This window comes from Sphingorhabdus sp. 109, assembly GCF_902506555.1.
In the GTDB taxonomy this organism is placed as follows: Bacteria; Pseudomonadota; Alphaproteobacteria; order Sphingomonadales; family Sphingomonadaceae; genus Parasphingorhabdus.
In genome coordinates this window covers 1,369,431-1,394,877 of sequence record NZ_LR732707.1, presented here as the reverse complement: position 1 = coordinate 1,394,877, position 25,447 = coordinate 1,369,431, and the positions used below count along the sequence as shown (strand labels likewise).

The 25,447-nt window shown below is 57.5% G+C and carries 16 protein-coding genes; 10 read left to right on the top strand and 6 right to left on the bottom strand.

The annotated features are described in order from the left end of the window. Positions 1 to 204: 204 nt before the first annotated feature. From BOSE62_RS06630 to BOSE62_RS06620, 3 genes are read left to right on the top strand one after another with little or no spacing between them, the layout of a single operon-like run. A complete protein-coding gene (locus BOSE62_RS06630) occupies positions 205 to 1,389 on the top strand; it encodes a polysaccharide biosynthesis/export family protein (protein WP_159643488.1) in 1,185 nt (394 codons plus the stop codon). 2 nt (positions 1,390 to 1,391) lie between these two features. After that, positions 1,392 to 2,804: a GumC family protein gene (locus BOSE62_RS06625; RefSeq protein WP_159643486.1), complete on the top strand. Its 1,413-nt coding sequence runs from the start codon at positions 1,392 to 1,394 to the stop codon at positions 2,802 to 2,804. Beyond that, positions 2,759 to 4,039 (top strand): O-antigen ligase family protein, encoded by a 1,281-nt coding sequence (locus BOSE62_RS06620; RefSeq protein ID WP_159643484.1) that lies wholly within the window; start codon positions 2,759 to 2,761, stop codon positions 4,037 to 4,039. Before BOSE62_RS06625 ends, BOSE62_RS06620 begins: the two co-directional genes overlap by 46 nt. Positions 4,040 to 4,348: 309 nt before the next feature. On the opposite strand, the gene BOSE62_RS06615 is transcribed toward BOSE62_RS06620, so the two are convergent. From BOSE62_RS06615 to BOSE62_RS06600, 4 genes are read right to left on the bottom strand one after another with little or no spacing between them, the layout of a single operon-like run. After that, positions 4,349 to 5,374: a glycosyltransferase family 4 protein gene (locus tag BOSE62_RS06615; RefSeq protein WP_159643482.1), complete on the bottom strand. Its 1,026-nt coding sequence runs from the start codon at positions 5,372 to 5,374 to the stop codon at positions 4,349 to 4,351. Next, on the bottom strand, positions 5,371 to 6,363 hold the full coding sequence (locus BOSE62_RS06610) for a glycosyltransferase family 2 protein (RefSeq protein WP_159643480.1): 993 nt from the start codon (positions 6,361 to 6,363) through the stop codon (positions 5,371 to 5,373). Before BOSE62_RS06610 ends, BOSE62_RS06615 begins: the two co-directional genes overlap by 4 nt. A gap of 27 nt (positions 6,364 to 6,390) precedes the next feature. Then, positions 6,391 to 7,320, bottom strand: coding sequence for a glycosyltransferase family 2 protein (locus BOSE62_RS06605; protein ID WP_159643478.1), 930 nt, complete (start codon positions 7,318 to 7,320; stop codon positions 6,391 to 6,393). Beyond that, positions 7,317 to 8,582, bottom strand: a complete 1,266-nt coding sequence (locus tag BOSE62_RS06600) for an oligosaccharide flippase family protein (RefSeq protein ID WP_159643476.1) — start codon at positions 8,580 to 8,582, stop codon at positions 7,317 to 7,319. The genes BOSE62_RS06605 and BOSE62_RS06600 overlap by 4 nt, the downstream gene beginning before the upstream one ends. Positions 8,583 to 8,864: 282 nt before the next feature. Here BOSE62_RS06600 and BOSE62_RS06595 point away from each other — a divergent pair, with 282 nt between their 5' ends. Beyond that, positions 8,865 to 10,325 carry a WecB/TagA/CpsF family glycosyltransferase gene (locus BOSE62_RS06595; protein ID WP_159643474.1) on the top strand — a complete coding sequence of 487 codons (1,461 nt, stop codon included), beginning with the start codon at positions 8,865 to 8,867 and terminating at the stop codon, positions 10,323 to 10,325. 10 nt (positions 10,326 to 10,335) lie between these two features. Here BOSE62_RS06595 and BOSE62_RS06590 read toward each other — a convergent pair whose 3' ends face one another. Together BOSE62_RS06590 and BOSE62_RS06585 are read right to left on the bottom strand one after the other, a co-directional pair. Continuing rightward, on the bottom strand, positions 10,336 to 12,036 hold the full coding sequence (locus tag BOSE62_RS06590; protein WP_159643472.1) for an ATP-binding protein: 1,701 nt from the start codon (positions 12,034 to 12,036) through the stop codon (positions 10,336 to 10,338). Beyond that, on the bottom strand, positions 12,024 to 12,629 hold the full coding sequence (locus BOSE62_RS06585; protein WP_159643470.1) for a hypothetical protein: 606 nt from the start codon (positions 12,627 to 12,629) through the stop codon (positions 12,024 to 12,026). The genes BOSE62_RS06590 and BOSE62_RS06585 overlap by 13 nt, the downstream gene beginning before the upstream one ends. Positions 12,630 to 13,232: 603 nt before the next feature. Here BOSE62_RS06585 and BOSE62_RS06580 point away from each other — a divergent pair. The 6 genes from BOSE62_RS06580 to BOSE62_RS06555 all read left to right on the top strand — a co-directional run bounded on the left by BOSE62_RS06580 (position 13,233) and on the right by BOSE62_RS06555 (position 25,183). Then, complete coding sequence (locus tag BOSE62_RS06580) at positions 13,233 to 15,425, top strand: autotransporter assembly complex protein TamA (protein WP_236553885.1); 2,193 nt, start codon at positions 13,233 to 13,235, stop codon at positions 15,423 to 15,425. Beyond that, the gene (locus BOSE62_RS06575) at positions 15,425 to 19,639 is read left to right on the top strand and encodes a translocation/assembly module TamB domain-containing protein (RefSeq protein ID WP_159643466.1); all 4,215 of its coding nucleotides are present in this window, start codon (positions 15,425 to 15,427) and stop codon (positions 19,637 to 19,639) included. The genes BOSE62_RS06580 and BOSE62_RS06575 overlap by 1 nt, the downstream gene beginning before the upstream one ends. After that, positions 19,639 to 19,857, top strand: a complete 219-nt coding sequence (locus BOSE62_RS06570; protein ID WP_159643464.1) for a hypothetical protein — start codon at positions 19,639 to 19,641, stop codon at positions 19,855 to 19,857. The genes BOSE62_RS06575 and BOSE62_RS06570 overlap by 1 nt, the downstream gene beginning before the upstream one ends. Then, positions 19,854 to 20,975, top strand: coding sequence for a YihY/virulence factor BrkB family protein (locus BOSE62_RS06565; protein WP_236553884.1), 1,122 nt, complete (start codon positions 19,854 to 19,856; stop codon positions 20,973 to 20,975). Before BOSE62_RS06570 ends, BOSE62_RS06565 begins: the two co-directional genes overlap by 4 nt. Before the next feature lie 388 nt (positions 20,976 to 21,363). Continuing rightward, on the top strand, positions 21,364 to 23,562 hold the full coding sequence (locus BOSE62_RS06560; protein ID WP_159643462.1) for a TonB-dependent receptor: 2,199 nt from the start codon (positions 21,364 to 21,366) through the stop codon (positions 23,560 to 23,562). A 310-nt stretch (positions 23,563 to 23,872) separates the two neighbouring features. Next, positions 23,873 to 25,183 (top strand): M24 family metallopeptidase, encoded by a 1,311-nt coding sequence (locus tag BOSE62_RS06555; RefSeq protein ID WP_159643460.1) that lies wholly within the window; start codon positions 23,873 to 23,875, stop codon positions 25,181 to 25,183. Positions 25,184 to 25,447 lie beyond the last annotated feature (264 nt).

Below are 25,447 nucleotides of genomic sequence, written 5' to 3'. Positions count from 1 at the left end.
AATGGCTGAATTCCGCGAAGTCTTGCTCAAGACCTGCATTTTGCAACAAGATCTATTCGCAATATGCGATAAAACCTTTGCAAATTGCAAATACCGACCAGAATAATTCGCATTATCGGAATGTTAACCATCGTAAGTCCTGCAAAACAGCTACTGGCACGGCGATTGCAAAGGATGACCTGAACTCAATTTGCAGGTGACATCATGACCCACAAGACTATCGCAATCCTGATCACGGCATCGCTTCTCGGTGGCTGCGCGACCATGGAACGGCCGGCGAATGCCATTGGCAGCCAATATGCGCCGCAGCAGGTCGAAGCGACCGGCGAGGGCTTTCGCTCATGCCACGCGACGATGACTCCGGCTGATCTGCTTGCGGGCGGCCAGGTCGCATCGCATATGTTTGCCAGCACTCCGGATCTTCTGGCATCCGGCGATCGGGTCCGTTTGAAAGTGGCCGGCGATGAGGACAGCCTGTCACGAACCTATGTGCTGGCCGCGAACGGCACGATCACGCTGGACGGTCGTGTAACAATCCTATTGGCCGGACGGTCCATCGTCGAGGCGGAAAGGGCCATTGCAAGCGAACTGGTCGAGGCGGGGCTCATCCGGGGCTTGCGGAACAGCGTCCGGCTGCAACTGCTCGAACTGGGCGGAATTAGCGTTGCCGTCAGCGGCGCGGTGTTCGAGCCGGGAATGATCCGGGTGGGCGAACGCAATCCGGAAACCCGCGGTGTCAATCTGAGCAATAGCGATTCCGGCGACAGCAATGCGAACCGGTCATTGACGACCACATTGCGCGCCGCCGGGGGTGTCCGGCCCGATGCCGATCTCTCCGCTGTATATCTTGTTCGGGGAAAGCAATGGACGAAGATAGATTTGAATGGCGCGATCTATGGCAGCGCAATTGAGGATATCGCGCTGACGGCTAACGACCGGGTGATTGTCGGATCGCGGGCCTGTTTTCAGGATGATCTGGTCAAACCATCGCAAATCACGGCTCCGGGGATCAGGGTCTATATGTCCAACCTGTCTCGGCCAGCCAGCAACAACGCCTCGTCCGCGATAAACCGCGACGCGACCAACCTGCCATATGGTACACGGTTGTCCCAGGCGATGGTGGCCGCCAATTGTGTTGGCGGATCGGCGATGAACGCGGCGCGAAAAGTAGTGCTGATGTCCCGCAACCCGATCAGCGGCCAATCGGTGGTGATCCAGCGCTCGGTTGAAAAACTGGTCCGTCAGGACGATCGTGACGGCAGGGATCCTTATCTCATGCCGGGGGACAGCCTTGCCTGCTATGACAGTTTCGCGATGAATATGCGCGATGTGATCAGCCTGGTCGGCGAAACCGCATCCCCCTATTTTCTGCTGAAGAATCTGGACTGATCATGAAACAGGAATTCATCGAGCAGCCGGGCCTGCACACACGGCTCTGGCACGCTTTGAAGAACCGCCGGCCGATGCGCCTGCGCCACAAACGCTATCTGAAGACCGCGGCTGTCTGGATCGTGGTAATCTGGGTTCTGACAGGTCTGTTTCTGGCGCTGGCTCCCGATCAGTATCGCAGCAAGTTCACCCTGATCCTGCCGGGTTCGGGTGCTGGCGGGTCTCTGAACGTGGAAAGTATCGGACAGGCGCAATCATCCGTTTCATCGGCCTTTTCCAGCGCGACCCTAAGCCCGACCGAGAATTACAAGCGTCTGTTGATGACAGATAAAACCTTGCGGCAGAGCGCCGAGAAATCCGGTGACGAGATGGACCGGTTTCCCGCGCCCAATGTGAAGCTGATCGACCAGACCAACTTGATCCAGGTGGAAGTGGTGGGCGCGAGCGGCGAACAGGCGAACAAACGCGCGCTTGCCCTGAAAGACACATTTCTCAACCAGCTCGATGAACTGCGCAAAAACGAAGCGGAAATGCGGGAAAATTCCGACAATAAAAACCTCGTCGTGCTGGAAAAGAAAGTCCGGACGACGCAACAGGCGCTACTTGATTTTCAGGCGAAAACCGGGCTGGTTTCCCTGGACCAGTTCAATACCCGGATTGCCAATATGGATGCGCTGCGCCAGCAGGAGCGGGAAGCCCGCATAATATTGCGCCAGAAATCCGCGGAATCAGGCCGTTTTGCTTCGATACTCGGCAAGAGCGTGAACGGGGCCAATAGCGCGCTGCGGCTGCGTTCGGACCCGGTGTTTCAGCAGCTGGCCGATCAATATGCCAAAGTGGAAGTCGATACCCGGGAAAAGGAAGCGACGCTTGGCGACAATCATGGTGATATGGTGCAGGCCAGATCCGAACGGGACCTGCTGAAAAATGCGCTGGTGCGTCGCGGTCGCGAACTGACCGGACTGGGCGCCAATGCAATTCTGAAAAATGTCGATATCGCGGTCGCGGACGGCAGAGCCAACATGATGCAGGGCATGATCGTCGCGAATTCGCAGAGCGCAGGCGCACAGGCTGGCCTTGCTGAAATCCGCAAGGATATTTCCAATGAGTCGCTGAAAAGCGGTGAACTGGTGAAACAGGCTTCGCAACTGGCGGATCTTGTGCGGGACCACCGCGTGGCAGAGGCCGTTTTTTCCTCGGCGCTGGCGCGGGTTGACACCAACAAGCAGGATCCCTTTGCATCTTACCCGCTGGTCCAGACACTCGAGCAACCTTCCTTGCCGCTATCGCCGTCGAGCCCCTCGGTCCTGCTGGCTCTGGCTGGCGCGACAGGCGCGACTATCATCATTCTTGTAGGACTGGCATTGCTATGGTTCAGACAGCCGATCATCCGCAGAATAGCTCCGAATATCTAGTCTATTACACCATATTGGCGACATGGCTTCTATGGCTGGTAGGCGGGCTCTATATTGCGGGGCCGGTGCTCGGCTGTGTGCTTTGCCTGCAGGCGCTATATTTCTACTATATCGGTCCAGTCTTGCCCGAGTCCAAGCGTCTGCAGATGCCGCGCTGGCCAATATCTGTCTGGCTTGTCGCAATGACGGTCATGCTGGTGATATTGATCGCCGGGCATCTCAATTTCAGCCTCGGGACCGGTGCAACCATCAAATCTTCCATAGGCTGGGCCAAGGGATGGCTGCTCATTGCATTGTTCATCTTTGCCGGTGCGGTGCTGCCGATCAGGCGGGAAATTGTCTATCGTGCCATTTGCCGGACCGGCAAATATACGATCATGCTGCTGCCGTTCGTTCTTGTCGCGCCCTTTGCCGGATTGCCGGCGACCTTGTGGGTTTCGCCGCTTCAGATTATCGGCGGATCCGGACCGGAATATTTTGCCACCATTCTCTATACGCTGGAGCCCGGATCGGGCGCGCCCCGCTGGCAATTTTTTGCACCCTGGTCGCCAGCGGCGGGGATGGTAGGACTGGTCTATCTGATCTGTGCCTGTCAGGAGCAGGATCGTCGCTGGAGAAACTGGGGCATTGCCGCGGCTCTGGCCATGATTCTGTTATCCCAGTCGCGGCTGGCGCTTGTCGGACTGGTCATCATCGCCCCCGTACCGCTGCTTTTCAGCCAGGCGACCCGTCCTCTCCTGTGGTTTCTCATATTGCCGATCGTTCTGCTGTCGGGCTGGTTCGCACTGGATATTCTTGACGCGCTGGATATGGCCAAATCCGAATTTTCCGGCGCGCGCGCGGACTCCACCAGAGTCCGGGAAACGCTGGGCCGGATTGCCGTGGAACGCTGGCAGGCGGAAGCTTTTTGGTTTGGCCACGGCGTTGTCGAACGGGGCCCCCATCTGGTCGAATATATGCCGATCGGCAGCCACCACAGCTGGTATGGGCTGTTGTTCGTAAAGGGTCTGCTCGGCCTGCTCGCGCTCGCGGTGCCGCTGACCATCACTCTTGCTCTGCTATTGCGCTCGGCCCTGCTTTCCCGTCTGGGCCAAACGGGATTTGCCATGACCTTGCTGCTGTTCATGTACAGTTTTGGCGAAAATCTGGAGTCGCTGGCCTATCTTTACTGGCCGGCGCTGCTGCTGATCGGCATGGCCCTTCAGGCTGCAACACAACGCAGAACCGCGAGCTGATATCTCGCCAGTCCGCGGTTATCCTGCGGCTGGGACCTGCCACCGATCCAATCTTGCTCTCATGGGGATGCCGGACATCATTGCCAACGGCTGAGACAATAGTCGCTACCGGTGTGCCAGGCCTACCATCCCTCCGATATCCTGATCTGGCTGTCGGAATGTGCAGTAGCCGATCTGGGGGGATGAGAAGGTTGGCATTGGCAGCCGTTATCGGTCGGGCGCGTGGCGTATCCGCAGGCAAAAAAAGAGCCCCCGCTTTCGCAGGGGCCCTGTTGCTGTCCGCCGGGGAGTCTGTACCAGACCGGCGTCTTAGGCTGCGCGGGGCATGGTCCGGCTGGACGCGATATCCCCGAGCAGCTGTAACCACGATTCGATGCGATGTTCGGTGATATCGAGGCAGGCGTCGCGGCCCGAGACCGACATTTTGACCAGCGGTAGATGACGGATGTTTTCCAGCAGTTTGACCGTAGCTTTCTCGTCGCCGAAGTCGGTGACCATGCCGGCCTCGCCGACCTGTTCCGACAGCCCGCCAACGCCGGATACAAGGATCGGGCGGGCCGCCATGCGTGCTTCGGTGGCTACCAGGCCATAGGTTTCGAATTTCGACGGGACCGCAACCAGGTCGCATTTGGCGAGAAAGTCGTCGACCCGGTCTATCTGCCCATAAAACGATATGTTGGAATTTGATCCGGCCAGACGTCTCAGCTTGTCCTCGTCGGGTCCAAAACCACCGAGCAACAGGCCGACCGCTTGCTGGTCGCCCAGCGCATTGATCGCGCCGATCAGCCGTTCAAAGCCCTTGTCCTCGACAAACCGGCCATAGGCACCGATGATTAGCGGTGCTTTCAACGAAAAATGCGGCCGTGGCAGCTGCGCCAGGCCCTGCATGTCGCTCCAGGGATATATGGTCTGACGCTTGGGGGCCCGGAGCCCGGTCGATTCCTCAAGCCAGCCGGCTTGCGCGTCAGAAACGCAAATCACCCGATCGAACATCCTGTGGGCCAGCTTCAGCATCGATCGGAAACGGGTCTGATCCGCGACATAAAGATTTTCCCATTCCCGCGAATAGCTGTGCTCGACCAGCACCAGCCTGGCCTGTGCATTGCGCGCCGCGAGCGAGTAGAGAAAGGGCAGGGTCTTCCAACTCATCGAGAAATGAACGACAATCACCGCAGCATTCATTTTTGGCGCAATGCTCCAGTCGGGATGAACCTCTTCGCTCGAGCATTCATAATGGCGTTGCAGGGCAGGGTGCTGAAACAGCGCGAGATTGCGCGTCACGCCTCCGATAGACAGGTCGTCGAGCAGATGAACGATTTTCGGCAAACTGGTCATCTCAGAACCCTCCCGCCGGTCCAGCCGTCCGCGAGCCTGTTCACGAAATCATTCGGCAGATAGCGCGCGGCAGCGGCGGCGACAAAAGTGAATGCCGACTTCACGGGCTCTCTGACAAGCGGCTTGAACGAGACGGCGAAAGCTTCTTTCAACAATATGAGAGCGAAGGCTCCATCACCCATCTGGACCGCACGACGGGCCAGATAGCGGAGCTGAAATGCCCGCGCCTCGTCTCCGTACCGGGCGACAAATTCCGGGGCATGGGCCATGGTCTTCACCATCACCCGGTTCCAGCTGTCATATTGTGCAGCGATGTTGGCCGACAGGCCACCGGAGACGATCCGATAATGGGTGAGCAACCCGTCAATCCCTTCAAAACGGAACCCGCCGGTCAGCGCCATGCGGATCCACAGTTCGATATCTTCGGACTGGCGAAACCCTTCGTCGAAGAAACATTCGCGTCCGCGCTCGTCAGGATGTTCGAACGCGATAGTGGCCAGAGCCGACTTTCGGATTACCGGAGCCGATCCGTTGCCGATGGGATTGCGGGTCAGGATATCCCGGGCGGTAATATTTTCCAGCTTCGGACGCTGTGCTTGACGGAGCAGCGTTCCTTCTGCATCCATGAACCGCGAACCGCAGTAACTGACGCCTACATAAGGGTTGTTGTCCAGATGGATTTTGTGCAGCGCGAGCTTTTCCGGAATCCAGCTGTCATCGGCATCGAGCAGCGCGATATATTCGCCGCGCGCGGCCGATATGCCGCTGTTGCGTGCGCCGGCAAGACCGCGGTTTCTCTGGGATATGATCCGGATCCGCGGATCCGCATAAGATGCGCAAATCTCCACGCTCCTGTCTGAACCGCCGTCATCGACAATGACAAGTTCGAAATCGCCAAATGTCTGGGCAAGCACGGATTCAATCGCCGCGGCGACGTAGCGCTGGACATTGTAAACGGGCATGATGATCGAGATGGATGGTTTGGTCATAGGATTGTCCTTTTTCAAGAATAGGGTTCAGGCAAAGAAGTGAATTCTGGCGGAGCGCGGGATCAGCAGGGCAGCAACCGCACTGATCAGGGTTAGCCAGCCGCGCCGGGCATCTTTCAGAAACGCCAGATGGTCCGACCTTATCCCCTGCATTGCGTAGGACAGGGCGACCCTCGCCGGGGCACCCGCCCGCAGCGCCCGACGGGACAGGTAGCGGCAATAAATCGCTTCGGCGGCAAGCACGGTGCCGCTATCTGCATATTGGCTCGCCAGCGAACGCCAGCCGGCGTACATGGCCGGCAGATCGACCGACAGGCCATTGGGGCTCATACGATAATCAACGAGATGATGATCCAGTCCGCAGACTTCATGACCATGCGAGACGATGCGGGCGATCCATTCCTGGTCTTCGGCATAGGACATTTCCGATCGAAAGCCGCCGACGGCGTCAATGATCGCTTTTGCCACCACCAGGTTCGACATGGTGCAGGTCGGGTTTTCCGCAATCACCTGCTCCACAGACAATGGAGCGGTTGTGACCGTGGAATAGGTCTTCGCTTTATCATCCGGTTTTGCGTCATGATCGATGAAGGCGATCTGGGCGTAGCTTGCAGCGACCTGGGGGTGCTTGGCATGAAAATATCCATGCATCTCGAGCTTCTCGGCTTTCCACAGATCATCCGAGTCAATGAAGGCAACAAGCTTGCCCCGAGCCTGAGCAAGGCCGAGATTGCGAGCGGCTGACACACCCTTGTTGGATTGTGCAAGCAGCTTTATCCGGTCGTCCTCGCCGGCCAGCGACAACATGATCGACAGGCTTTCGTCGGTTGAGCCGTCGTCGACCAGGATAAGTTCAAGGTCACCGTCCGTCTGCGTCAGAACAGATTCTATCGTCGCATAAAGATGCGATGCGGCGTTATAGACCGGCATGATCACGGAAAAATGAGGATGGTTCATAGGGAAATTTCCTGTTCGGTTTTAAAAAATTTGGTCATGATGACGAGGGAATATGCCGAGATGACGGAGGCTGTGCCGATCACCCAGCCTGCTGCGGCTTGCTGCAGCCCGAAATGAGCGCCGACAAACATCGCCGAGAGCGCCGCGACACAGACCGCAAGGCCGAGCCATGCATCGAGAGCCGCTCGGCCCGATGCCCGCAGATAGGCGGATGCGATGGCTCCGAGCAGCAGCGGGATGCCGGCGAGTGACAGGATCTGGATCAGTGGTATGGCCTGGAGCCATTTTTCTCCAAAAATCAGCGGTATATAAATGGGTGCCAGAATATATTGTGCGAGTGACAGGCCGCTGAAGATGATCAGTCCGGCGCCGAGAATGAAACGCAAGGTGCTGCCGGCATCAGCCAGCGATTTCTGGTTGCACAAATAAGGGTAGATCACTGTGCCAAATGCGGTGGCCAGCGTGCCGATAATGCCGATGCCGGCGTTGAAGGCAAAATAATAGCTGCCAAGAGCGGAAACGCCGAGCAGCGCGCTGATGATCAGCTTGTCGAGATTGTTGCGCAGGGCGAGCATTATATCGGTCGCCAGCACGGCCGCGCCGAAATTGATCATCTCAGACCGGTTGGCGTAACCATGGACCGGGTTGACGGACCAGTCCTCTGCCCGTCGCATCATGACCAGCCATAGCGGGGCTGTGAGCAGCTTTGGCAATATGATTGCCCAAGGGTTGGCCCAGGCGAGTATCAGGGCGCCGGTGAGCAAATGGTCGGAAATTGTCTGGACCGCGCCGATTTTCGCGACAGTCGCCATTTTTCTGGCACGCATCAGACGAAAGCACTGGACCAGACCGCCGGGCATGAAAAAATAGACGCCGCACAGGACGGCCAGCATCTGTGCGGCCAGGCCCTGTTGAAAGAAAGTGAAAAGCACCACGGCAACAACCAGCTGAATGCAGGCCACCATCGAGCACCAGAACCAGAATATGCGTCTGGCCGAATTGCAGACCGCTTCGAGGGTCTGGTCCGGAGCCGCGATGATTTTCTGGCCCACACCGATATTGGCAATCACCCGGGTCAGTTCGAAAAGGCTGAGGGTCAGTGCCGCGACACCGACCAGTTCGGGAACCAGCTGGCGTGCGATGATGACGACAACCAGTATCCGGACAATGCGATTGACCAGTTCTGCCGATCCATAGGCCAAGAGACCCTCTATGATGGAGCGCTTGCTGCTATGCTGCTTATCTGATGGTGCGGCGATCATGTTGCAATTCCCAAACTGGTTCGGAACAATCACTTCAATTGCCGTGCCAGTTTTGGGAAACGCCGGTTTTTCCGGCGTGATAATGCTTATCGCAAATTTAACGGTCTGCGGGTTGTTGCAGAGTGGGTGGTATTGTTCGCATTTTGCGAAAATTTTCGCATTTTGAACAAGATTGATTAGTAGCGAACGGCCGATTAACCAAATAGCTGTTTGAAATATAACAATAATCATATTCTGGCACGCGAAGTGCGAAGATGGGGGCAAATGAAATGGAGTCCCACAATGAGTATGTATCAATCTGCTGCCAGTTTTTCCGCCAATGACAGCCGCCGCATTTCGCCGCTTATTATAGGCCGTGATCATATCAGCGAATTGGCTGTTTCGACTTATGATGAATATGCCATTTCTTTGTTCGGGCTGGACCTGGCCAATGGCTGTTTGCCGGAGATTGCCGAAAAAATCGTCCGGGCGGCGTCGCAAGGCGAACGCAACGCAATTTATTTCATAAACGCCCACTGCATCAACATTGCAAAACGGGACAGACAATATGCGGCCGACCTGCAATCGGCCGATCTGCTGCTTCCCGATGGCTCCGGTCTCCGGCTGGCAGGCAGGCTGGCGGGGACAAAGCCCGTCGACAATCTTAATGGTACGGATCTTTTTCCGCATATTTGTGAAAAGGCAGCGGAGGCCGGGCAGAGCATTTTCCTGCTCGGCGGCAAACCCGGCATTGCCGCCGCAGCCGCGAAAAATATGCGCAACCGATATCCGGGCCTTCGCTTTGCGGGCACCCAGCAAGGTTATTTTGACCACGGAACGGACGAACAGATCATCGACCAGATCAACAGATCCGGCGCGTCGATCCTGATGATTGGCATGGGCGTCCCCGTGCAGGAAAAATGGATAGCCAGATATCGCGACCGGATCACGGTACCGGTAGTGATGGGTGTCGGTGGTCTGTTCGACTATTATTCGCACAGCATTCCGCGTGCTCCGGCGCCGGTACGGGACCTGGGTCTGGAATGGTGCTGGCGCCTGGCCATGGAACCGCGTCGGCTGGCGGGTCGCTATCTGGGTGGCAATTTGCGTTTTATCGGCCACGCCATCGCCAACGCCTTTGTAGCCCGCGGCCATGCCGAGCGCTATGCGGCCGCTTCAAAACGCACGCTGGATCTGTCGATCGCACTGGTCGCGCTATTGCTGCTCGGACCATTGGCCGCCGCTATATGTCTGTTGATCACCCTGGAAGACCGGGGATCGCCATTTTTCCGGCAGACCCGGATCGGTGCAGACGGCAAGCCGTTCCAGATTTGGAAATTCCGCTCGATGTACAAGGATGCAGAATCTCGAAAGGCGCAACTGGCAGAACAGAATGAACGCGATTCCGTCTGCTTCAAGATGAAAAGCGATCCGCGGATCACACGGATTGGCAAGTTGATCCGTCGCACTTCACTGGACGAGTTGCCGCAAATCCTGAACATTCTGGCCGGACAGATGTCGGTCGTCGGCCCTCGGCCGGCGCTGCCCGAGGAGGTGTTGGCCTATAAGGACAAGGAACGGGGCCGGCTCACCGGAAAGCCGGGCCTGACCTGTACCTGGCAAGTTTCCGGCCGTGCGGATATTCCGTTTGAAAAGCAAGTCGACATGGATCTTGACTATCTTTCCAGACAGTCTTTGGTGCGCGACCTGATCCTGATTACCCGGACGGTGCCGGCGGTAATTACGGGCAGGGGGGCCTATTGAGGTTTCCCGGTCAATCGGTCCCTTCACCGGCCGTCTGTAGCTGCGCCCGGTGAAGGGCCGCGATAGTGTAATCCAGCATGTCCTGGATCGGCAATAGCTCATCGGATGCGCCAAGTTTGCCACTTTGCCGGATGGAATCAACCTTCTCCAGCAAGGCATAGGCACCAAAGCCGGTACAGATGCCACGCAATGCATGATGGGCTGCGTTGACACCCTGCTGGTCCCGGGAAGTCCAGGACTGGCTGAACCTCTCGCACCATTTCCCGATATCATTGCCTACCGCATCAACCAGTGCCGCGCGGCGTCCTGCCGGCACGGCATCAATCTGTTCGGAAAATTTGGTCTGGTCGAGAAACGCGACCTCGCCGAAATCGGGAATGCGCTTTTGATGGTCCGACTCGCCCGTACCTTCCTCGATATCCAGCCCGCAAATCTGGCCGACGACATAGTGCAGGCCGGACAGGTTGATCGGTTTGGCAATAACACCGTCCATGCCGGAAGCGAGGATTGCGGTGCGTTCGCTGTCCGCGGCAAACGCGGTCACACCGAAAATCGGGATTTTTGCATATTTGCGGTTTGCTCTGACGAGACGCGCCGCATCCATGCCATTCATCGGCATCCAGACATCCATCAATATCCCGTCGAAATCCTCGCGGGCCAGCGCGTCCATCACTTTCGATCCGTCATCCACGACTGTGGTCTCACAACCCATATTCTCCAGCATCGCGGTAATCACGATCTGGTTTGCCTCTACGTCCTCGGCAACCAGCAATTTGGGTGCCCGGCCATCGATCCGGAACTTGGGGGTGACAAGTGCCTCGCTTTTTTCCGCAGCCAGTTCCGAACCGTCACTCATGGTGACAGGGATCATGAACCAGAAGACACTGCCGAAGCCGATCTCGCTCTCCACGCCGATCGTGCCGTCCATCTTCTGGACAATACGTTTGCAGATCGACAGCCCAAGGCCGGTTCCCTCAATCGCGCTTTCCTTGGCAATGCCGCGGTCCAGATCTTCAAACAGGCCGGCCTGGACATCCTCCGGGATGCCGCATCCGTCGTCCGACACGGAAAATTTCAGAAATGTTCCTTCGGCTTCGCTCACGATGTCCGCAATCAGTTCGATCCGGCCATCGCTGGTATATTTGATCGCATTGCTGACGAAATTGTCGATCATGTTCCGCACCCTTGTCGGGTCCGTCGTGATATGTTCCGGACAATCCGCCGGCAGGCTGGTGAAGATTTCCAGATTCTTTTTTCGGGCGAGCGGCTGCCAGGTGGCGGCCGTCTTTTCCACCAGATCGGGCAGGGCGACCTCGCGCATCTGCAAATCGAGTTTCCAGCCGTCGGCGCGGGCATATTCTATGATATCGGCCAGCAGGGACAACAACTGGTCACCGCTGTCCCGCGCCAGCTCGACATGTCTAAGCTGTTCGCGGGTCAGGTCGGTGATGCTGAGCAGCTCCAGCGTGGCCAGCACCGCATTCATGGGCGTGCGGATATCATGGCTCATCATCGCCAGAAACCGCGATTTCGACTTGTTTGCTTCCACAGCAGCAGCCCTGGCTTCTTCCAGCGCCGAGCCCATCAGTTCCATCTCGACAAGGCGTTGTGCGAGCTGCTTGCTCTTGTGCTCTTCTTCCTCGCGCGCGATTTTCAGGTCATTGGTCATATTCTGCAGCTGCCGCGCCCGGCGTTCACTCAGTTTCCGCAAGATCTGTTCCTGCCGCTCGGCCTGACGATCCTTGGTGATATCGCGAACGGCGCCAAAGCCGAAGAAGCGGACACCGTCCGGTGACCTTCGCTGTGTAACCGACCATCGCAGCCAGCGGATCTTGCCATAGTCATCGCAAAAGCGAAAATCGCCCTGACATTTTCGTCCACCAGCCGCCCCTCGGATGCGGCGATCAGGATTTCCGTCGCATTGGCCTTGTCGTGTGGATGCACCATGGCGGCAAATTGCATGAAACTGGTGACCGGCTTTTTCGAACCGATCACGCTGGCGAAATTGTCCGATCCAATGAATTTCTGGTTCTCGTCTCCGTAAAAAGTCGCCACATTGGCCAAATTCTGGGCGCTGACATGCGACAGAGTCTGCCGGTTGACATGTTCGAGTAACTCGACTTCCTTCTGGCGCAACTGTTCCTGCGCCTGCGTGAGGGAACGGCTTTTCGATTCCAGTAACTGCTCGGCCTCTGCGCGCGCCGCCTCGCTGCGGGCCAGTCGCCGTTCAATCAGCCGCATTTGCTGTTCTGCATCATGCGCCGGAGCATTTTCCGAGAGCTTCGCCATGGGGTTCGTTACCACATATTCGTTTATCCTTGGTGAACCAGCCTATCGTCTTGGCAGCAGAAGCAAAAGCCCGTTGCTCCATTTTACCGGTTGAAGCGTGGCGCTGCCTGCCTCGGGCAACCTGTCAAGCGGATTGTGTTGGCTCCAGGCGCCGCCGGATCAAAACCATCGTAGGACAATAGCAGGAACGTGATCCCGATCAGACGCGGCGCTGATAGGCGGCCGGATCTAAATCGCCGTCCCTGGTGGTTCGGGGGTCCTTGAAATTCATATCCCTGGTTCGCTTTTCTCGCTCCGAAGATATAAGCTTCTGTAACAACCGGCTGGCTGTAATCAAGCGAGCCGGTTACCGGTGCTCGCTACCCATCGCCGTGAATCGAACGAGCCGTTTCCCCTAACATCCCGTGCCTGCGCTCCTGCATATGGCCAGCAACAGCAACCTGCACAAATATTGATAGGGGAAAATATATTCTCGACCGGGAACCCGATGCGGATCTGAACGTAGACACGCTGAGGCTATTAATTGTGGAAATCTGCGACTAGCTCATTTTAACAGACGAAATCACGGCATTTGCTCTCCGAATGCGTTGAAACAGGTGCGGCACCCGAATGCGTTACATGAACAAGATACCGGCCTTCACCGCAATATTTTCGTTGGCCGGAATGAACGCAACGACCGTCCTGGCCCAGTCTCAGGATAGCGCCGGGACGACGGCAGAACGGCGCGCGCCGATTATCGATGATGCCGAATTTGACCGGACGATCCCGGCGATCGAAGAGAATATCGATGCCGCGATGGGAAGTGTCGACGACTGGGAGGCCGAGCAGCAAAGGCTAGAACGCGAGACCCTCCGGGACGATGCGGAGGCCGGTCTGTCTGTCTTGCCCGCGTTGCAGGACGAAGATACGAACGAGTTGATTGCCGATGCACCGGTCGATGATCCTGAAATAGATGATCCGCTGACGCCGATCGACAGCTTTGATGTCGAGCCGTTCGACGAGAGCCAATATACCGAAGCGGACGAAAGCGGGCAGACAGCCGAATTGCGATATGATTATCGTATAGAGGGTCTCGACAGCCTTGGCGAAAGCGGGGAGGCTCCGGTCCGCCCCGTTCGTGCCGATGATATCCGCAGCCTGTTCAAGGAGCTTTCTGCGCTGGAGGATGCTGACGGCAAGGCAGTGAACGGCGCCATGGTCTCGGCACGGATGCAGGAGGACCAGCAATTGCTGGTCGACATTATGACCGGGCAGGGATTTTTCGACGCCGTGGTGAACGGCACGGTAGAGCTTCCCGAGACGGACGGCGAGAGGCTGGCCGTGGTGCTGCAGGTCGAGCCGGGCCGGCGCTACAATCTCGGCACGCTCAAATTTGATGCCGACAACCCCGTTCCCGCAGATCTGATTGCCAGAAATTTTGCTCCCGCGACCGGAGAGCCGATCGTCGCCGAACGGATTCTGGCCGCCGAAGCGAATATTGCGGTGGTTCTGCCGCAGCAGGGCTATCCTTTTGCCGAAACGGGCCAGCGGGATATTCTGCTCGATCCCGAAGCCGGCACTGGCGATTACACGCTGCCCGTCGATATCGGCCCGCGCAGCAGCTATGGTGAAATCATAACCACCGGCACCACCGCTTTCGATGCCGATCATATTGCGGTGCTGAGCCGGTTCGACAAGGGCGAGCTATACGACAGCCGCATGGTCGATGACCTGCGTCAGGCTCTGGTCGCTACCGGCCTGTTTTCCATCGTATCGGTGAAGCCGACCGCAAGCGGAGAGACGGGACCGGACGGGACCGAATATGCAACAATCAATGTCGAACAGATGGCCGGACCGCCGCGCACTCTGGCGGGCAGCGCTGGCTATGGCACGGGCCAGGGATTTCGTCTGGAAGGCAGCTGGACCCACCGCAATCTGTTTCCGCCGGAAGGCGCCCTGATCGCCAGTGCAGTCGCCGGGACCCAGGAGCAGGGGGCCTCCCTGACATTCCGCCGCAGCAATGCCGGTCGCCGTGACCGGACGGCTGAACTGGGTATCTCGGCGTTACACAGCGACTTCGACGCCTATGAGGCCTTTACCGGCAGACTGGCCGGGCGCATCTCCTACGACAGTACCCCGATCTGGCAAAAACGGTTGAGCTACAGCTATGGTTTCGAGATTCTCGGCACCAATGAACAGGATTTCAATTTTAACACCGGTGAACGGGACCGGCGTACCTTTTACGTTGCCGCGCTACCCGGGCAGGTGACATTTGATACAACCGACAGTTTGCTGGATCCGACCCGGGGCTTTCGCCTGTCCGCGAAACTGTCGCCGGAGGCATCGCTCGGCAGCGGTACGCAGATCTATGGCCGTGGCTTGCTGGAAGGTACCGCATATTATCCGGTCGATGACGGCATTGTCATCGCGGGCCGTGCGCGCGTCGGATCCATAGCCGGTGCGGACCGCGAGCTGATCGCGCCGTCCCGACGCTATTATGCCGGTGGCGGCGGCTCTGTTCGCGGTTTTGGCTATCAGGAGCTGGGCCCGAAAGACATCGAAAATCGGCCGATTGGCGGGCGAAGCCTGGTCGAAGCGGCCGCGGAAGTCCGTTATCGCTTCGGCGATTACGGGATTGTCGGCTTCGTCGATGCCGGACAAGTCTATACCAGTTCCACGCCGGGCTTCGACAATCTGCGCTACGGCGTTGGCATCGGCGGGCGATTCTATACCAATTTCGGGCCGCTCAGGGTTGATGTCGCGACCCCGATAAACCGGCAGCCGGGAGAATCGCGCGTGTCGGTCTATATTTCTATTGGTCAGGCCTTCTGATGGCGGACAGCGAAACCATGGCTGAGCCGGAAAGCCAGTCCGGTATGGCTCGCAATGTCGCAATCGGCTCGGGCGTTCTGGTCACGTTTGTTCTGGCGTTCCTGATTGCCGCCTATCTCTGGCTGGACAGCAGCAGCGGACATCGCTTTGTCAAAGAACAGATCGAGGCGCTGGAGTTCGAAAATGGCATGCAGCTGGAAGTGGACCGGATTGACGGTTCCATCTATGGCGGCATGGAAATTTCCGGTGTGAAAATTCACGATCCGGAGGGGGTTTTTGCTACTGCCGAGACGGTCGCGCTGGACTGGCGCCCGTTCGCCTTTATCGGCGGTCATGTCGACATTCGCTCGCTGGCCATTCCCAGGGCGAATCTGCTCCGTCTGCCGGAGTTTCTGCCGACAGCGTCAGAGGGACCGCTTCTGCCCGATCTAGATATTGATGTCGGCAGATTGGAAATCGGTGAACTGGATATCGCCAGCGCAGTCACCGGCGAACGGCATCTGCTCAGTCTCGCGGCGGATGTTAAGATAGCGGATGCGCGTGCCATATTGAACGGTCATGCCCGGGCGCTGTCCGGTCCGGACATCGCGGGTGGCGACAAGATCGCATTCGCCATCAATGCCGTACCGGAGCAGAATATACTGGACCTTGCGCTCAAACTGGATGCTCCGGCCGACGGATTGCTGGCCGGATTGTCCGGCACGACCAAGCCGATAAGCCTTGTCCTTAACGGCGAGGGCGACTGGACGAAATGGGACGGCATCTTAAAGGGAATGAGTGGCGCGGACAGGCTCGCCGATCTTGCGATATCGGCGCGCGAAGGAACATTTGCGCTGCGCGGCGATGCGCGACCCGGATTGCTGGTAACCGGTCCCGGCCGGAACATGCTCGAGCCAGTCACGACAATCGACTTTACCGCCGCCGGCGCGGAACGGAAATTCGAAATCAAGGGACGTCTCGGCAGCGACAATTTCGTTCTGGCGACCGATGGATTTGTCGATCTGGGTACCAACAGGATGCAGGATCTCGATGTCGATTTCCGGCTACTTCAGCCATCGGCCATTGCAACCAATATCAGCGGCGCCGGTGTCGCCGCCAAAATGACCTTGAACGGCGATTTCGCCGCTCCGTCTGTCAATTATATGGTCGATGCAGCGCAGCTGGGCTTTGACGAGACACTTGTGATCGGCTTGCGTGCCAGCGGTAATGTTAAGCTGGAAGAGGATCAATGGCGCATTCCCTTGCAGGCCCGGGCGGAACGGATCGCCGGGCTGGACGAAAGCGTCGGCGCGTTGCTGACCAATGTCCGGCTGGAGGGTGATTTCGGATATGCGAACGGCAAGTTGCTTTCCGACAATCTCCAGATTGCCTCAGACAGGATTGACGCGACTGCGATCATCGTCGCCGACCTCGACGAGGGGCTCTACACGGGCGGGCTCAAGGGGCGCATCCACGGCTATCGCGTCGAAAGCGTCGGTGTCTTCAATATCGACAGCGATATCGATCTGATGTCCGGGAACGATGGAGGCTTTGCTTTGACCGGTACGGTCCGCGCGCGGTCGAGCCAGATATTCAACGACGGGGCACGGGAGTTTCTCGGCGGAAACAGCCTGATCGTCGCGAGATTGTCTTATGATACCAGCGGACTCGCGCGGATCAGAAGTCTGAATGTTGCCGCGCCGTCTTTCCGGCTGACGGAAGGCAGCGGTCGCTATTCGCCGTCAGGCGGGATCGATTTTACAGCCAGGGGCATGTCCGACCAATATGGACCGATCGGTGTGAAAGTGAATGGCAGCGCGGCTCGTCCGGTTGCCACGATCGCCGCCGCGCGGCCCGGTCTTGGCGTCGGCATGACGGATCTTTTCGCCACCGTCAGGGGCAGTGCGAGCGGCTATGCCATCGTTGCCAATGGCAACAGTGATTATGGTGCGTTCGATGCCGATGTCGATATTCTCGCGGGTAGCGGGCCACTAACCGTCGACGTGAACCAGGGAACGCAATTCGCTGGTGTCGGCTTGTCGGGCCGCATCCGGCAGGCTGCGTCCGGCCCGTTTTCCGGACAGCTGGTCGCGAACGGTTCCGGGATAGAGGGGAAAGTGGTCCTGAGCGCTTTCAGCGGCAAGCAGCGAGCGGTTGTCGACGCGACCGCCGCGCAGAGCTTATTGTCCGGCCCAGCTCAACTGGCCATCGAGCGGGCGATTATTGATGCGGATATCATTCTCTACAACCAGCCGCAGATTGTCGCCGATATCCAGCTTCAGGGTCTTGACATGCAAGATCTGCAAATTGCCGCCGCGCGGGCGAAAATCGACTATCGGGGCGGGCAGGGTACAGCGAAAATCATGGCGGAAGGCCGCAATCAGGTGCCGTTCCGATTTGCAGCCAATGCTGTGCTCGCGCCGAAGCTTTGGCGCGTGGCACTTGATGGCAGGGCCAATGGCATTGACTTCAAAACCCGAAAAGCCGCGCGCATCCTTCCCGGAACCGACAAATATAGCCTGCTCCCCACAACTATCGAATTGTCGGCAGGCAGCATACAGTTGGCCGGCGACTACGGGAGGGGCTTGAATATTCAAAGCCGCTTGAACAACGTCAATCTGGCGCTGGTCAACCCGATGATGCCCGGTCTGGGGCTCGGGGGAACGGCCACCGGCAGCCTCGACTTTTCACAGGATTCGCCGGATGTCTTCCCGGAAGCGGATGCGCGTCTGCGGATCGACAATTTTACCCGCACCAGCCTGGCCTCGGTTTCGCAACCGGTTGATCTCCACCTTGTCGGGCGTCTGCTCGCAGATGGTGGCAATGCCCGTGCGATAATCCGGCGGAGGGGCGCCGCGATCGGCCGGATGCATGTCAATCTGACGCCGCTGCCGCCCACCGCCGGACCGTGGACGACGCGATTGCTGGCCGCGCCCTTGTCGGGAGGTCTGCGTTATAACGGACCGGCCAGCACTTTATTCTCTCTTGCAGCGCTGCCCGATCAGGATCTGCAGGGGGCGATCGGCGTCGCGGCCGATTTCTCCGGCCGGGTGCAGGACCCGACCCTGACCGGGATCGTCCGAGCCAACAAGCTGGTCTACGAGAATAACGCTTATGGCACCCGCCTGACCGATATGAAGATACAAGGCAATTTCACCAACGACCGTCTCGAGGTCACCGCGTTAACCGCCAAGGCCGGAGACGGAACCATCAGCGGCAAGGGCTTTGTCTCTCTGAGTTCTGCCAAGGGCTATCCGTTGCAACTGGCGCTCGATCTGGACAATGCAACATTGGCACAGGGTAGCGATCTGGCTGCTCGGGCTACCGGTGAAATACAAGTCGTGAACAATTCGAATAATCCGGCGACAATCCGGGGCCGTATCCGCCTGCCCGAGACGCGGTACAAGATCGTCTATGAAGGATCGACGAAGGTCGCTACGCTCAGCGGCGTGCGACGCAAGCCCGCTCTGGGCCGCAAGAAAATCACCGGTGATGCAGAGCCGGTCAGCGGCGTACCCGGCAACTGGAAACTCGATATCGATCTGGTCGCCGACAACCAGATTTATGTCAGTGGCATGGGGCTCGATTCCGAATGGTCGGCCGATATCAAGGTTCGTGGCACCACTGGCAAGCCGGAACTGACCGGTGGCATCGACCTGATCCGCGGAACGCTGGGCTTTGCCGGCCGGTCGTTCGACCTTGAAACGGGGCGGCTGCGGTTCAATGGCGGGTCTATGACCAATCCGGCGCTGACGCTGGTCGCGAGTGGCGAGGCGGACGATGTTGATATCAGCATCAACATCACCGGCAGCGCCGAGAATCCGGAAATCGCATTCAGTTCCACGCCCGGCCTGCCGCAGGACGAAATCATGGCGCGGATTTTGTTCGGCAACTCCATCGGCGAGTTGACTCCGATCCAGGCTGTGCAACTGGCATCATCCCTCAACGGGCTTAGGGGCGGTGGCGGCGGCCTCAATCCGCTCGGCGTGCTGCAGTCCTCGGTGGGCATCGATCGCCTCCGCATATTGGGCGCAGACGAAGACACGGGGCGCAGTACGTCAATCGCCGCCGGTCAATATATATCCAATGACATATATGTGGAGATTGTCACGGACGCGCGCGGCTATACCGCGACCCAGCTGGAAATCAGCCTGACACCGGCGCTGTCTGTGCTGAGTTCGGTCGGCAGCTTCGGCGGTTCGAATGTTAATCTGCGATACCGGAAGGATTACTGATGCACAGGACCATTATCTCGCTGGCCTTCCCGTTGCTGTGCTTGAGCGCATGCGAAAAGGATTTTGACGAGAAATATCAGGATAATCTCGATCAGCTCAATGCAGAGGCCGAGGCGATTGAATCTGGCGTGAATAGGCACCTTTCCGAAGGGCGCAAGGCGGACGAGATCATGGAGTCGGCAAAACAGACGGAAGAGGCAAGCGGAGCGACGCAATGAGTGCTGCCCGTCGCGACGAAAATATTTCCGATAACCACGATACAGGCACTTCGAAACTGGAAGATATCGCTGCGCGGACTCCGGGCGCTAAGGCCAGAACCCCGCTCCATTTCCCGCTGAAAGCATGGTGGGTAATTTTGAAGCGTCTATATGTGATGAACGATTTTCACAATCTGCCGCTGCTGGCGGCGGGCGTTGCTTTCTTCGCCTTTCTCGCATTTGTCCCGCTGATTGCCGTTATCGTGCTGCTCTACGGTCTTGTCGGTGATCCCGATACGGTTACCAGAAGCATCGATCAATTGTCTCCGATTCTCCCGTCTGCCGTGTTGTCGATCTTGCGCGAACAGCTGCTGTCGATCGTCAACACCAGCAAGACCGCGCAGGGGGTCGGCCTGGCCCTTGCTCTGCTGGTATCGACCTATGGTGCGATGCGAGCGGCCAATGCGATGATGAAAGCGCTGAATATCATCTATGAAGAACATGAAACGCGGAATATTTTCGTGACGACACTGGTTGGCGCGCAGATTACCATCGGCATGGCGGGCGTCGCGGTCGTCGGTCTGGCAGCGATATCGATATTCACCTATATCAGCAACTTTCTGCAGGGCTATGTCGGCGACGCCGCTCTGATATTCCTGAAGCTGGCGATCTGGGTAACGGCCGGATTTCTGGTCAGCTTTACGTTCGGACTGTTCTTTCGCTATGCGCCGGACCGTCGGCCGGCCAAATGGCGATGGCTCTCGCTGGGATCGGTGGCGGCAACGCTGCTATGGCTCGCGATAACCGTCGGCTTTGGCTATTATGCCGCGAATATCAGCGACTATAACGCGACCTATGGATCGCTCGCTGCTGTTGTCATTTTCCTCATGTGGCTGTTTTTGTCCGCCTATTCGGTGTTGATCGGCGCGGAAATAAACGCGGAAACCGAAAGGCAGACCTTCCAGGATTCGACCATCGGAAAAGACCGGCCGATTGGCGAGCGCGGCGCGGTCATGGCAGATACCGTTCTGCTTGGCGAGGCCAGCCGCAAGATATTGGAGAAGAAGCAGCGGAGACGAGCCGACAGGTTGGCACGGAAAATGGCGGACGAAAATACCGAGGATGACGGTCGTCAGTAGATCCCGGACTATGGCGCCTGCGCTAACATTATTGCGTTTGTTCAATTCCGGCCAGGTACTGCCGGGTTGTCCGCATCGAGATATCCTCTTTGGCGCTGCAGACGGCAATTCTACCGGGTCGGATAGCGCAGGGACCACGCCCGCTTCTGATATGCGTCGGCGCAGCCGCTTTCTTCGAATATCGGCAGGATCGGTCTCCCCTCGATACGCGTTTTTACAATCGGGAACGGGGCGCTGATTCCCGTTTACAATGCAGAATTCCACGGGAATCCAGGCCTAATGAGGGCTCTCTACCCGCCTGTCGGATAGACTTCAACGCGGTGATATCAATCGGAATCGGCCTTCATATTTTGATGGGCAAGGATATCAGGGATAAAAGGACATCGATATGAACCATAAAAAAATAGTCGCACCATTGACAGCCACAACAATCCTGTCCGCATTCGCTCCTTTAGCAGCGCAGGCACAGATTCAGACCGAAGAAGCCGAGACATCATCATCAAATGTGATCGTGGTGACGGCGCAACGGCGAGAACAAAATCTGCAGGAAACACCGGTAACGATCACGGCGCTGGATTCCGACGCGCTCGATCAACAGGGCATTGTCGATGTTCAAGGTCTTGCCCGGGCGGTCCCCAATCTTCAACTGCTGCCGGCAACTGCAAACCCCTCTACACTGCAAATCGGTTTGCGTGGAGGGGCTGAACAAGTTGGCGGCCTGATCGTTTCCGAACCGGTGGTCGGCATATATATCGACGATGTGTATCGTGCTCGGCTACAAGGTTCCAATTCACAATTGGGCGATGTCGAGCGGATCGAGGTGCTGCGCGGACCGCAGGGAACTTTGTACGGGCGTAATAATTTTTCCGGCGCGCTGAAGATCATTACGCGCACACCGTCCGCCTCGGATGAGTGGGTCAATGGTTCCATCGGATACGGCAGCTATGACGAAGTGAAGGCAACCGCATCAGTCGGCACGGGGCTGACTGATACAATGGGCGCTTCGGTGTCAGTCCTCTACCGCGATGTGGGCGAAGGTTATATCTACAATCGCGCCACCGGCGAGGATATCGGCAAAGAAGAAAATATCGCTGTTCGCGGCAAACTGGCGTTTCAAGACGGTCCGTTTGAAGCAACCCTCTCAGCGACTTATTCGCGGGATAAAAATGATGGATATATTGCGGTCGCCGGCAATCTGCCGCGTGTGCCAACCGGCCGTACCGATTTTGTCACGACCGATGATATCACACCCCGGTTCGGCACCGATCCCTATATTGTCGAATATCCCCAGGAATCTAGCGGACGGACGGAAACCATCGCTGTATCGCTCAACGCAGCTTATGATTTCGGCGATGTCACTTTGCGTTCGATCACAGGATATGTCGACCTCGAAGATGACTGGAGATGGGATTTGGCAGGCGGTTTTGAACCCAGCCCGGGTGTCTATTCGGCTGCGTTTGATCGAAGTGCGGAGTCGACTGCGGACCAGTTTTCTCAGGAACTTCAGCTTCAGGGCGAGGCGCTTGACGGCAAGCTCAACTGGATTGTCGGCGGCTTTTATTTCCGCGAAACCGGGGATCAATCGATCACGGACGATATACCACTCTTCGGTTTGAATAATCTCGATCCGACATATCTGTCGATCAAGACCGAAAGCTACGCCGCGTTCGCGCAGGTGGATTATGCCGTGACCGACAGGGCGACGATTACCGTGGGCGGGCGATATAGTGTGGATCATAAGGATTTTGATGCGAGCATCCAATCCGGCTTTGGCACGCCCAATCCGCGAACGGCCGTGTCTTTGCGAGAAAAGTTCAGTTCCTTCACCCCGAAAATCGGGCTGGATTACGAAGTGAGCGATGATCTTTTTGCCTACGCCTCCATTTCGAAGGGATTTAAGGGGGGCGGCTTCAACGGCCTGTCGATCCTTGATCCGTCCGTATTGGCAACGGCCTATGAACCACAGAGCGTTTGGGCCTATGAAGGGGGTCTCAAAAGCACGTTCATGAACGGCTTCGGACGCGCCAATATCACTGTTTTCTACAATGATATTTCGGGCTTGCAGCAATCTAGCCTTATCAGCCCCGGTTCTTTTGCCATTCAGAATGTCGGCGATGCCACGGTATTCGGCGTAGAATTCGAATTGTCGCTGTCTCCGATCGAGGGTTTCAACCTGTTTGCAAATGTCGGTTATCAAGACGGAGACTACAGCTTTCTTGATCCGACATCACAGGCCGCCGCTGCCGGCGGTACCGATCTTCCTCTCGTGCCCGACTGGACATTTCAGACCGGTATGAATTTCGAGGAGAATCTGAATGACGATCTGGTGATGCGCATCGGGATCGACGGGTCCTATACGGGCGATTCCTTTTCTGAAGTTACCAATGCGATCGAGACGAAGGCCTATTTCCGATCCAACGCTTTTGCGGCCATTGCTACGGATGACCGGCGCTGGGAGCTGAAGTTCCAGGTCGATAACCTGACCGATGAAGCTACTTATGTTGCCGGTTTTACGGGAACGACCAGTCCCGGTTTTACCATCCTGAAACCACGGACATTCCTCGCGAGCCTGTCCTTCGCGATGTAGAATCGTTCGATTTGCGTTAGACCGGGGTGCCGATAAAGTGCATGATCAACATCATATGACGAACATCGTGCAGCCCGAATTGACCTCCGCAATGGGCAAATATGCCATTTGCGGAGGTCTGCGACCGATGACCATTCGAAGGCTCGATGGTCGTCCGGATGGTGGCGGAGCCAAGTTGACAACCGGTATCGCGGGTTGGCGAGATCTGGTCAGCGGTGGTTCCTGTCCGCGATAGGGTCACTTTGAACACGGTCTGACCGGACCATCACACCGGCCAATGGATCGGATCATATTGGAGGAATCGGCTTTTATGGATCGCAGAACATTTTTGGCAGTGAGCGCCGTATCGGCGTCGATCGGTGCGACCAGTCTTGATGCAGCGGCACCCGCAAAACTTCCCCCGATGACGGCGCCGGATGGCATTGACCGGGACCGGGCAAGCTCGCTGATGGAAAAATTCGGATTTTCTTTGCTGGTGCTAGAGCAACCGGTCAATGTCTATTATTTTACCGGCATCAGATCCGGCATGCACCGCCTCGGGTTTGAGAACCAGAGTTTCGCAGTTGTCGCCAAAGACAAGTCCGCTCCAATCCGCTTCATCACAGCCCAGTTCCCTTATTATTTCATGTCGGCCGATGAGGGACTTGCCCCCGGTGTCGAACCGATGCTGGTGACCGGGCCGGATGGAGACGAGGCCGCCGATGCCGTCATGCTGGCCACGCCCGAAGGGGAGAGCAAGACCGCCAGAGAACAGAACCGGCGTCGTGAAATACTGGGTGCCGCGCCCTATTATCAATCGACAGAGGATGCTTTCAAGGCTGCTCTAGAGGGCGTGGACCTATCAGGCGGTATCGTTGGATATGACACCATTCACGCGCATAATCTTGTCGCGAAATCCCTACCCGGAGCGCGGAAAGGCAACGGCCTGGATCTGGCAAAGCATATCCGCCTGATCAAAACAGAGCGGGAAATCGGCCTGATGAAGGCGGCATCGCGGGCCAATATTGCAGCCGCGCTGGAGACGACCGGCCAGTTCCGCAATCTCGGCACATTGCGCAACATCCGCAATCACTTCAATTCGCAAGTCGGTCTGTTGGGCAATGTGCCGGGATTTCTGGTGCTTAACGGCGCAATCGACGAAGCCTATGATGAAGATATTGTCGAGGGCACGGCGATCTTGATCGACGGGGTCAGTTCGCGGGCCGGCTATCATGGCGATTATGGCCGCACTGTTTTCATCGGCGAACCTGCGTCCCATATGATCCGCAAGGTTAAAACTATCGGCACCGCATGGGATGAAGTGCGTAACGGGCTGAAGCCGGGTATGCGTTTTTCCGACATTCGCGTGCAGGGGCAGGCGGTGTTACGCAAGCTGGGAAGCAGCATCCAGGTTCCGTTCAATCCCCATTGCGTGGGACTGGCGCACACGGAACATCCCGAATTTGATAGCGATGGCTCGGCGCTGGACCTGGTGCTCCAGCCCGGTATGATCATCAGCGTCGATTGCCCGTTGTTGGAAAGCGGTTCTGCCGGCACCGCTCACCTCGAGGACCTGGTGCTGATCACGGAATCGGGAAGCGAGGCGATCCACGATACCGGCAACCAGATCATCATTGCCTGAATAACAGAATTAGCCGCCGTGCATCGGGCTGGCCGGCCCGGTTGCGGTCATTCTATTCGTAGCAGATTCAATCTGCAGGATGGCCATTTTGTCGTCGAGCCAAGGCTTTGATCGGGTTCGTTCTGGGCATCTTCGCTCTCCGAAGCGGGACGAGCTTGATATGGAGTTCGCTCGCAAGAGAACAGCAAAGGCACAAATTACGGCGCGCCACAGCGCCCGTCACCGGATCATTAGCCGCAGGCTAGAACAATACCCCGCCCCGGT

Bases quoted from the DNA above. Each gene is read 5' to 3' on its own strand.
- BOSE62_RS06630 (WP_159643488.1), top strand. From the start codon at position 205: ATGACCCACAAGACTATCGCAATCCTGATCACGGCATCGCTTCTCGGT.
- BOSE62_RS06625 (WP_159643486.1), top strand. From the start codon at position 1,392: ATGAAACAGGAATTCATCGAGCAGCCGGGCCTGCACACACGGCTCTGG.
- BOSE62_RS06620 (WP_159643484.1), top strand. From the start codon at position 2,759: ATGGTTCAGACAGCCGATCATCCGCAGAATAGCTCCGAATATCTAGTC.
- BOSE62_RS06615 (WP_159643482.1), bottom strand. From the start codon at position 5,374: ATGACCAGTTTGCCGAAAATCGTTCATCTGCTCGACGACCTGTCTATC.
- BOSE62_RS06610 (WP_159643480.1), bottom strand. From the start codon at position 6,363: ATGACCAAACCATCCATCTCGATCATCATGCCCGTTTACAATGTCCAG.
- BOSE62_RS06605 (WP_159643478.1), bottom strand. From the start codon at position 7,320: ATGAACCATCCTCATTTTTCCGTGATCATGCCGGTCTATAACGCCGCA.
- BOSE62_RS06600 (WP_159643476.1), bottom strand. From the start codon at position 8,582: ATGATCGCCGCACCATCAGATAAGCAGCATAGCAGCAAGCGCTCCATC.
- BOSE62_RS06595 (WP_159643474.1), top strand. From the start codon at position 8,865: ATGAGTATGTATCAATCTGCTGCCAGTTTTTCCGCCAATGACAGCCGC.
- BOSE62_RS06580 (WP_236553885.1), top strand. From the start codon at position 13,233: ATGAACAAGATACCGGCCTTCACCGCAATATTTTCGTTGGCCGGAATG.
- BOSE62_RS06575 (WP_159643466.1), top strand. From the start codon at position 15,425: ATGGCGGACAGCGAAACCATGGCTGAGCCGGAAAGCCAGTCCGGTATG.
- BOSE62_RS06570 (WP_159643464.1), top strand. From the start codon at position 19,639: ATGCACAGGACCATTATCTCGCTGGCCTTCCCGTTGCTGTGCTTGAGC.
- BOSE62_RS06565 (WP_236553884.1), top strand. From the start codon at position 19,854: ATGAGTGCTGCCCGTCGCGACGAAAATATTTCCGATAACCACGATACA.
- BOSE62_RS06560 (WP_159643462.1), top strand. From the start codon at position 21,364: ATGAACCATAAAAAAATAGTCGCACCATTGACAGCCACAACAATCCTG.
- BOSE62_RS06555 (WP_159643460.1), top strand. From the start codon at position 23,873: ATGGATCGCAGAACATTTTTGGCAGTGAGCGCCGTATCGGCGTCGATC.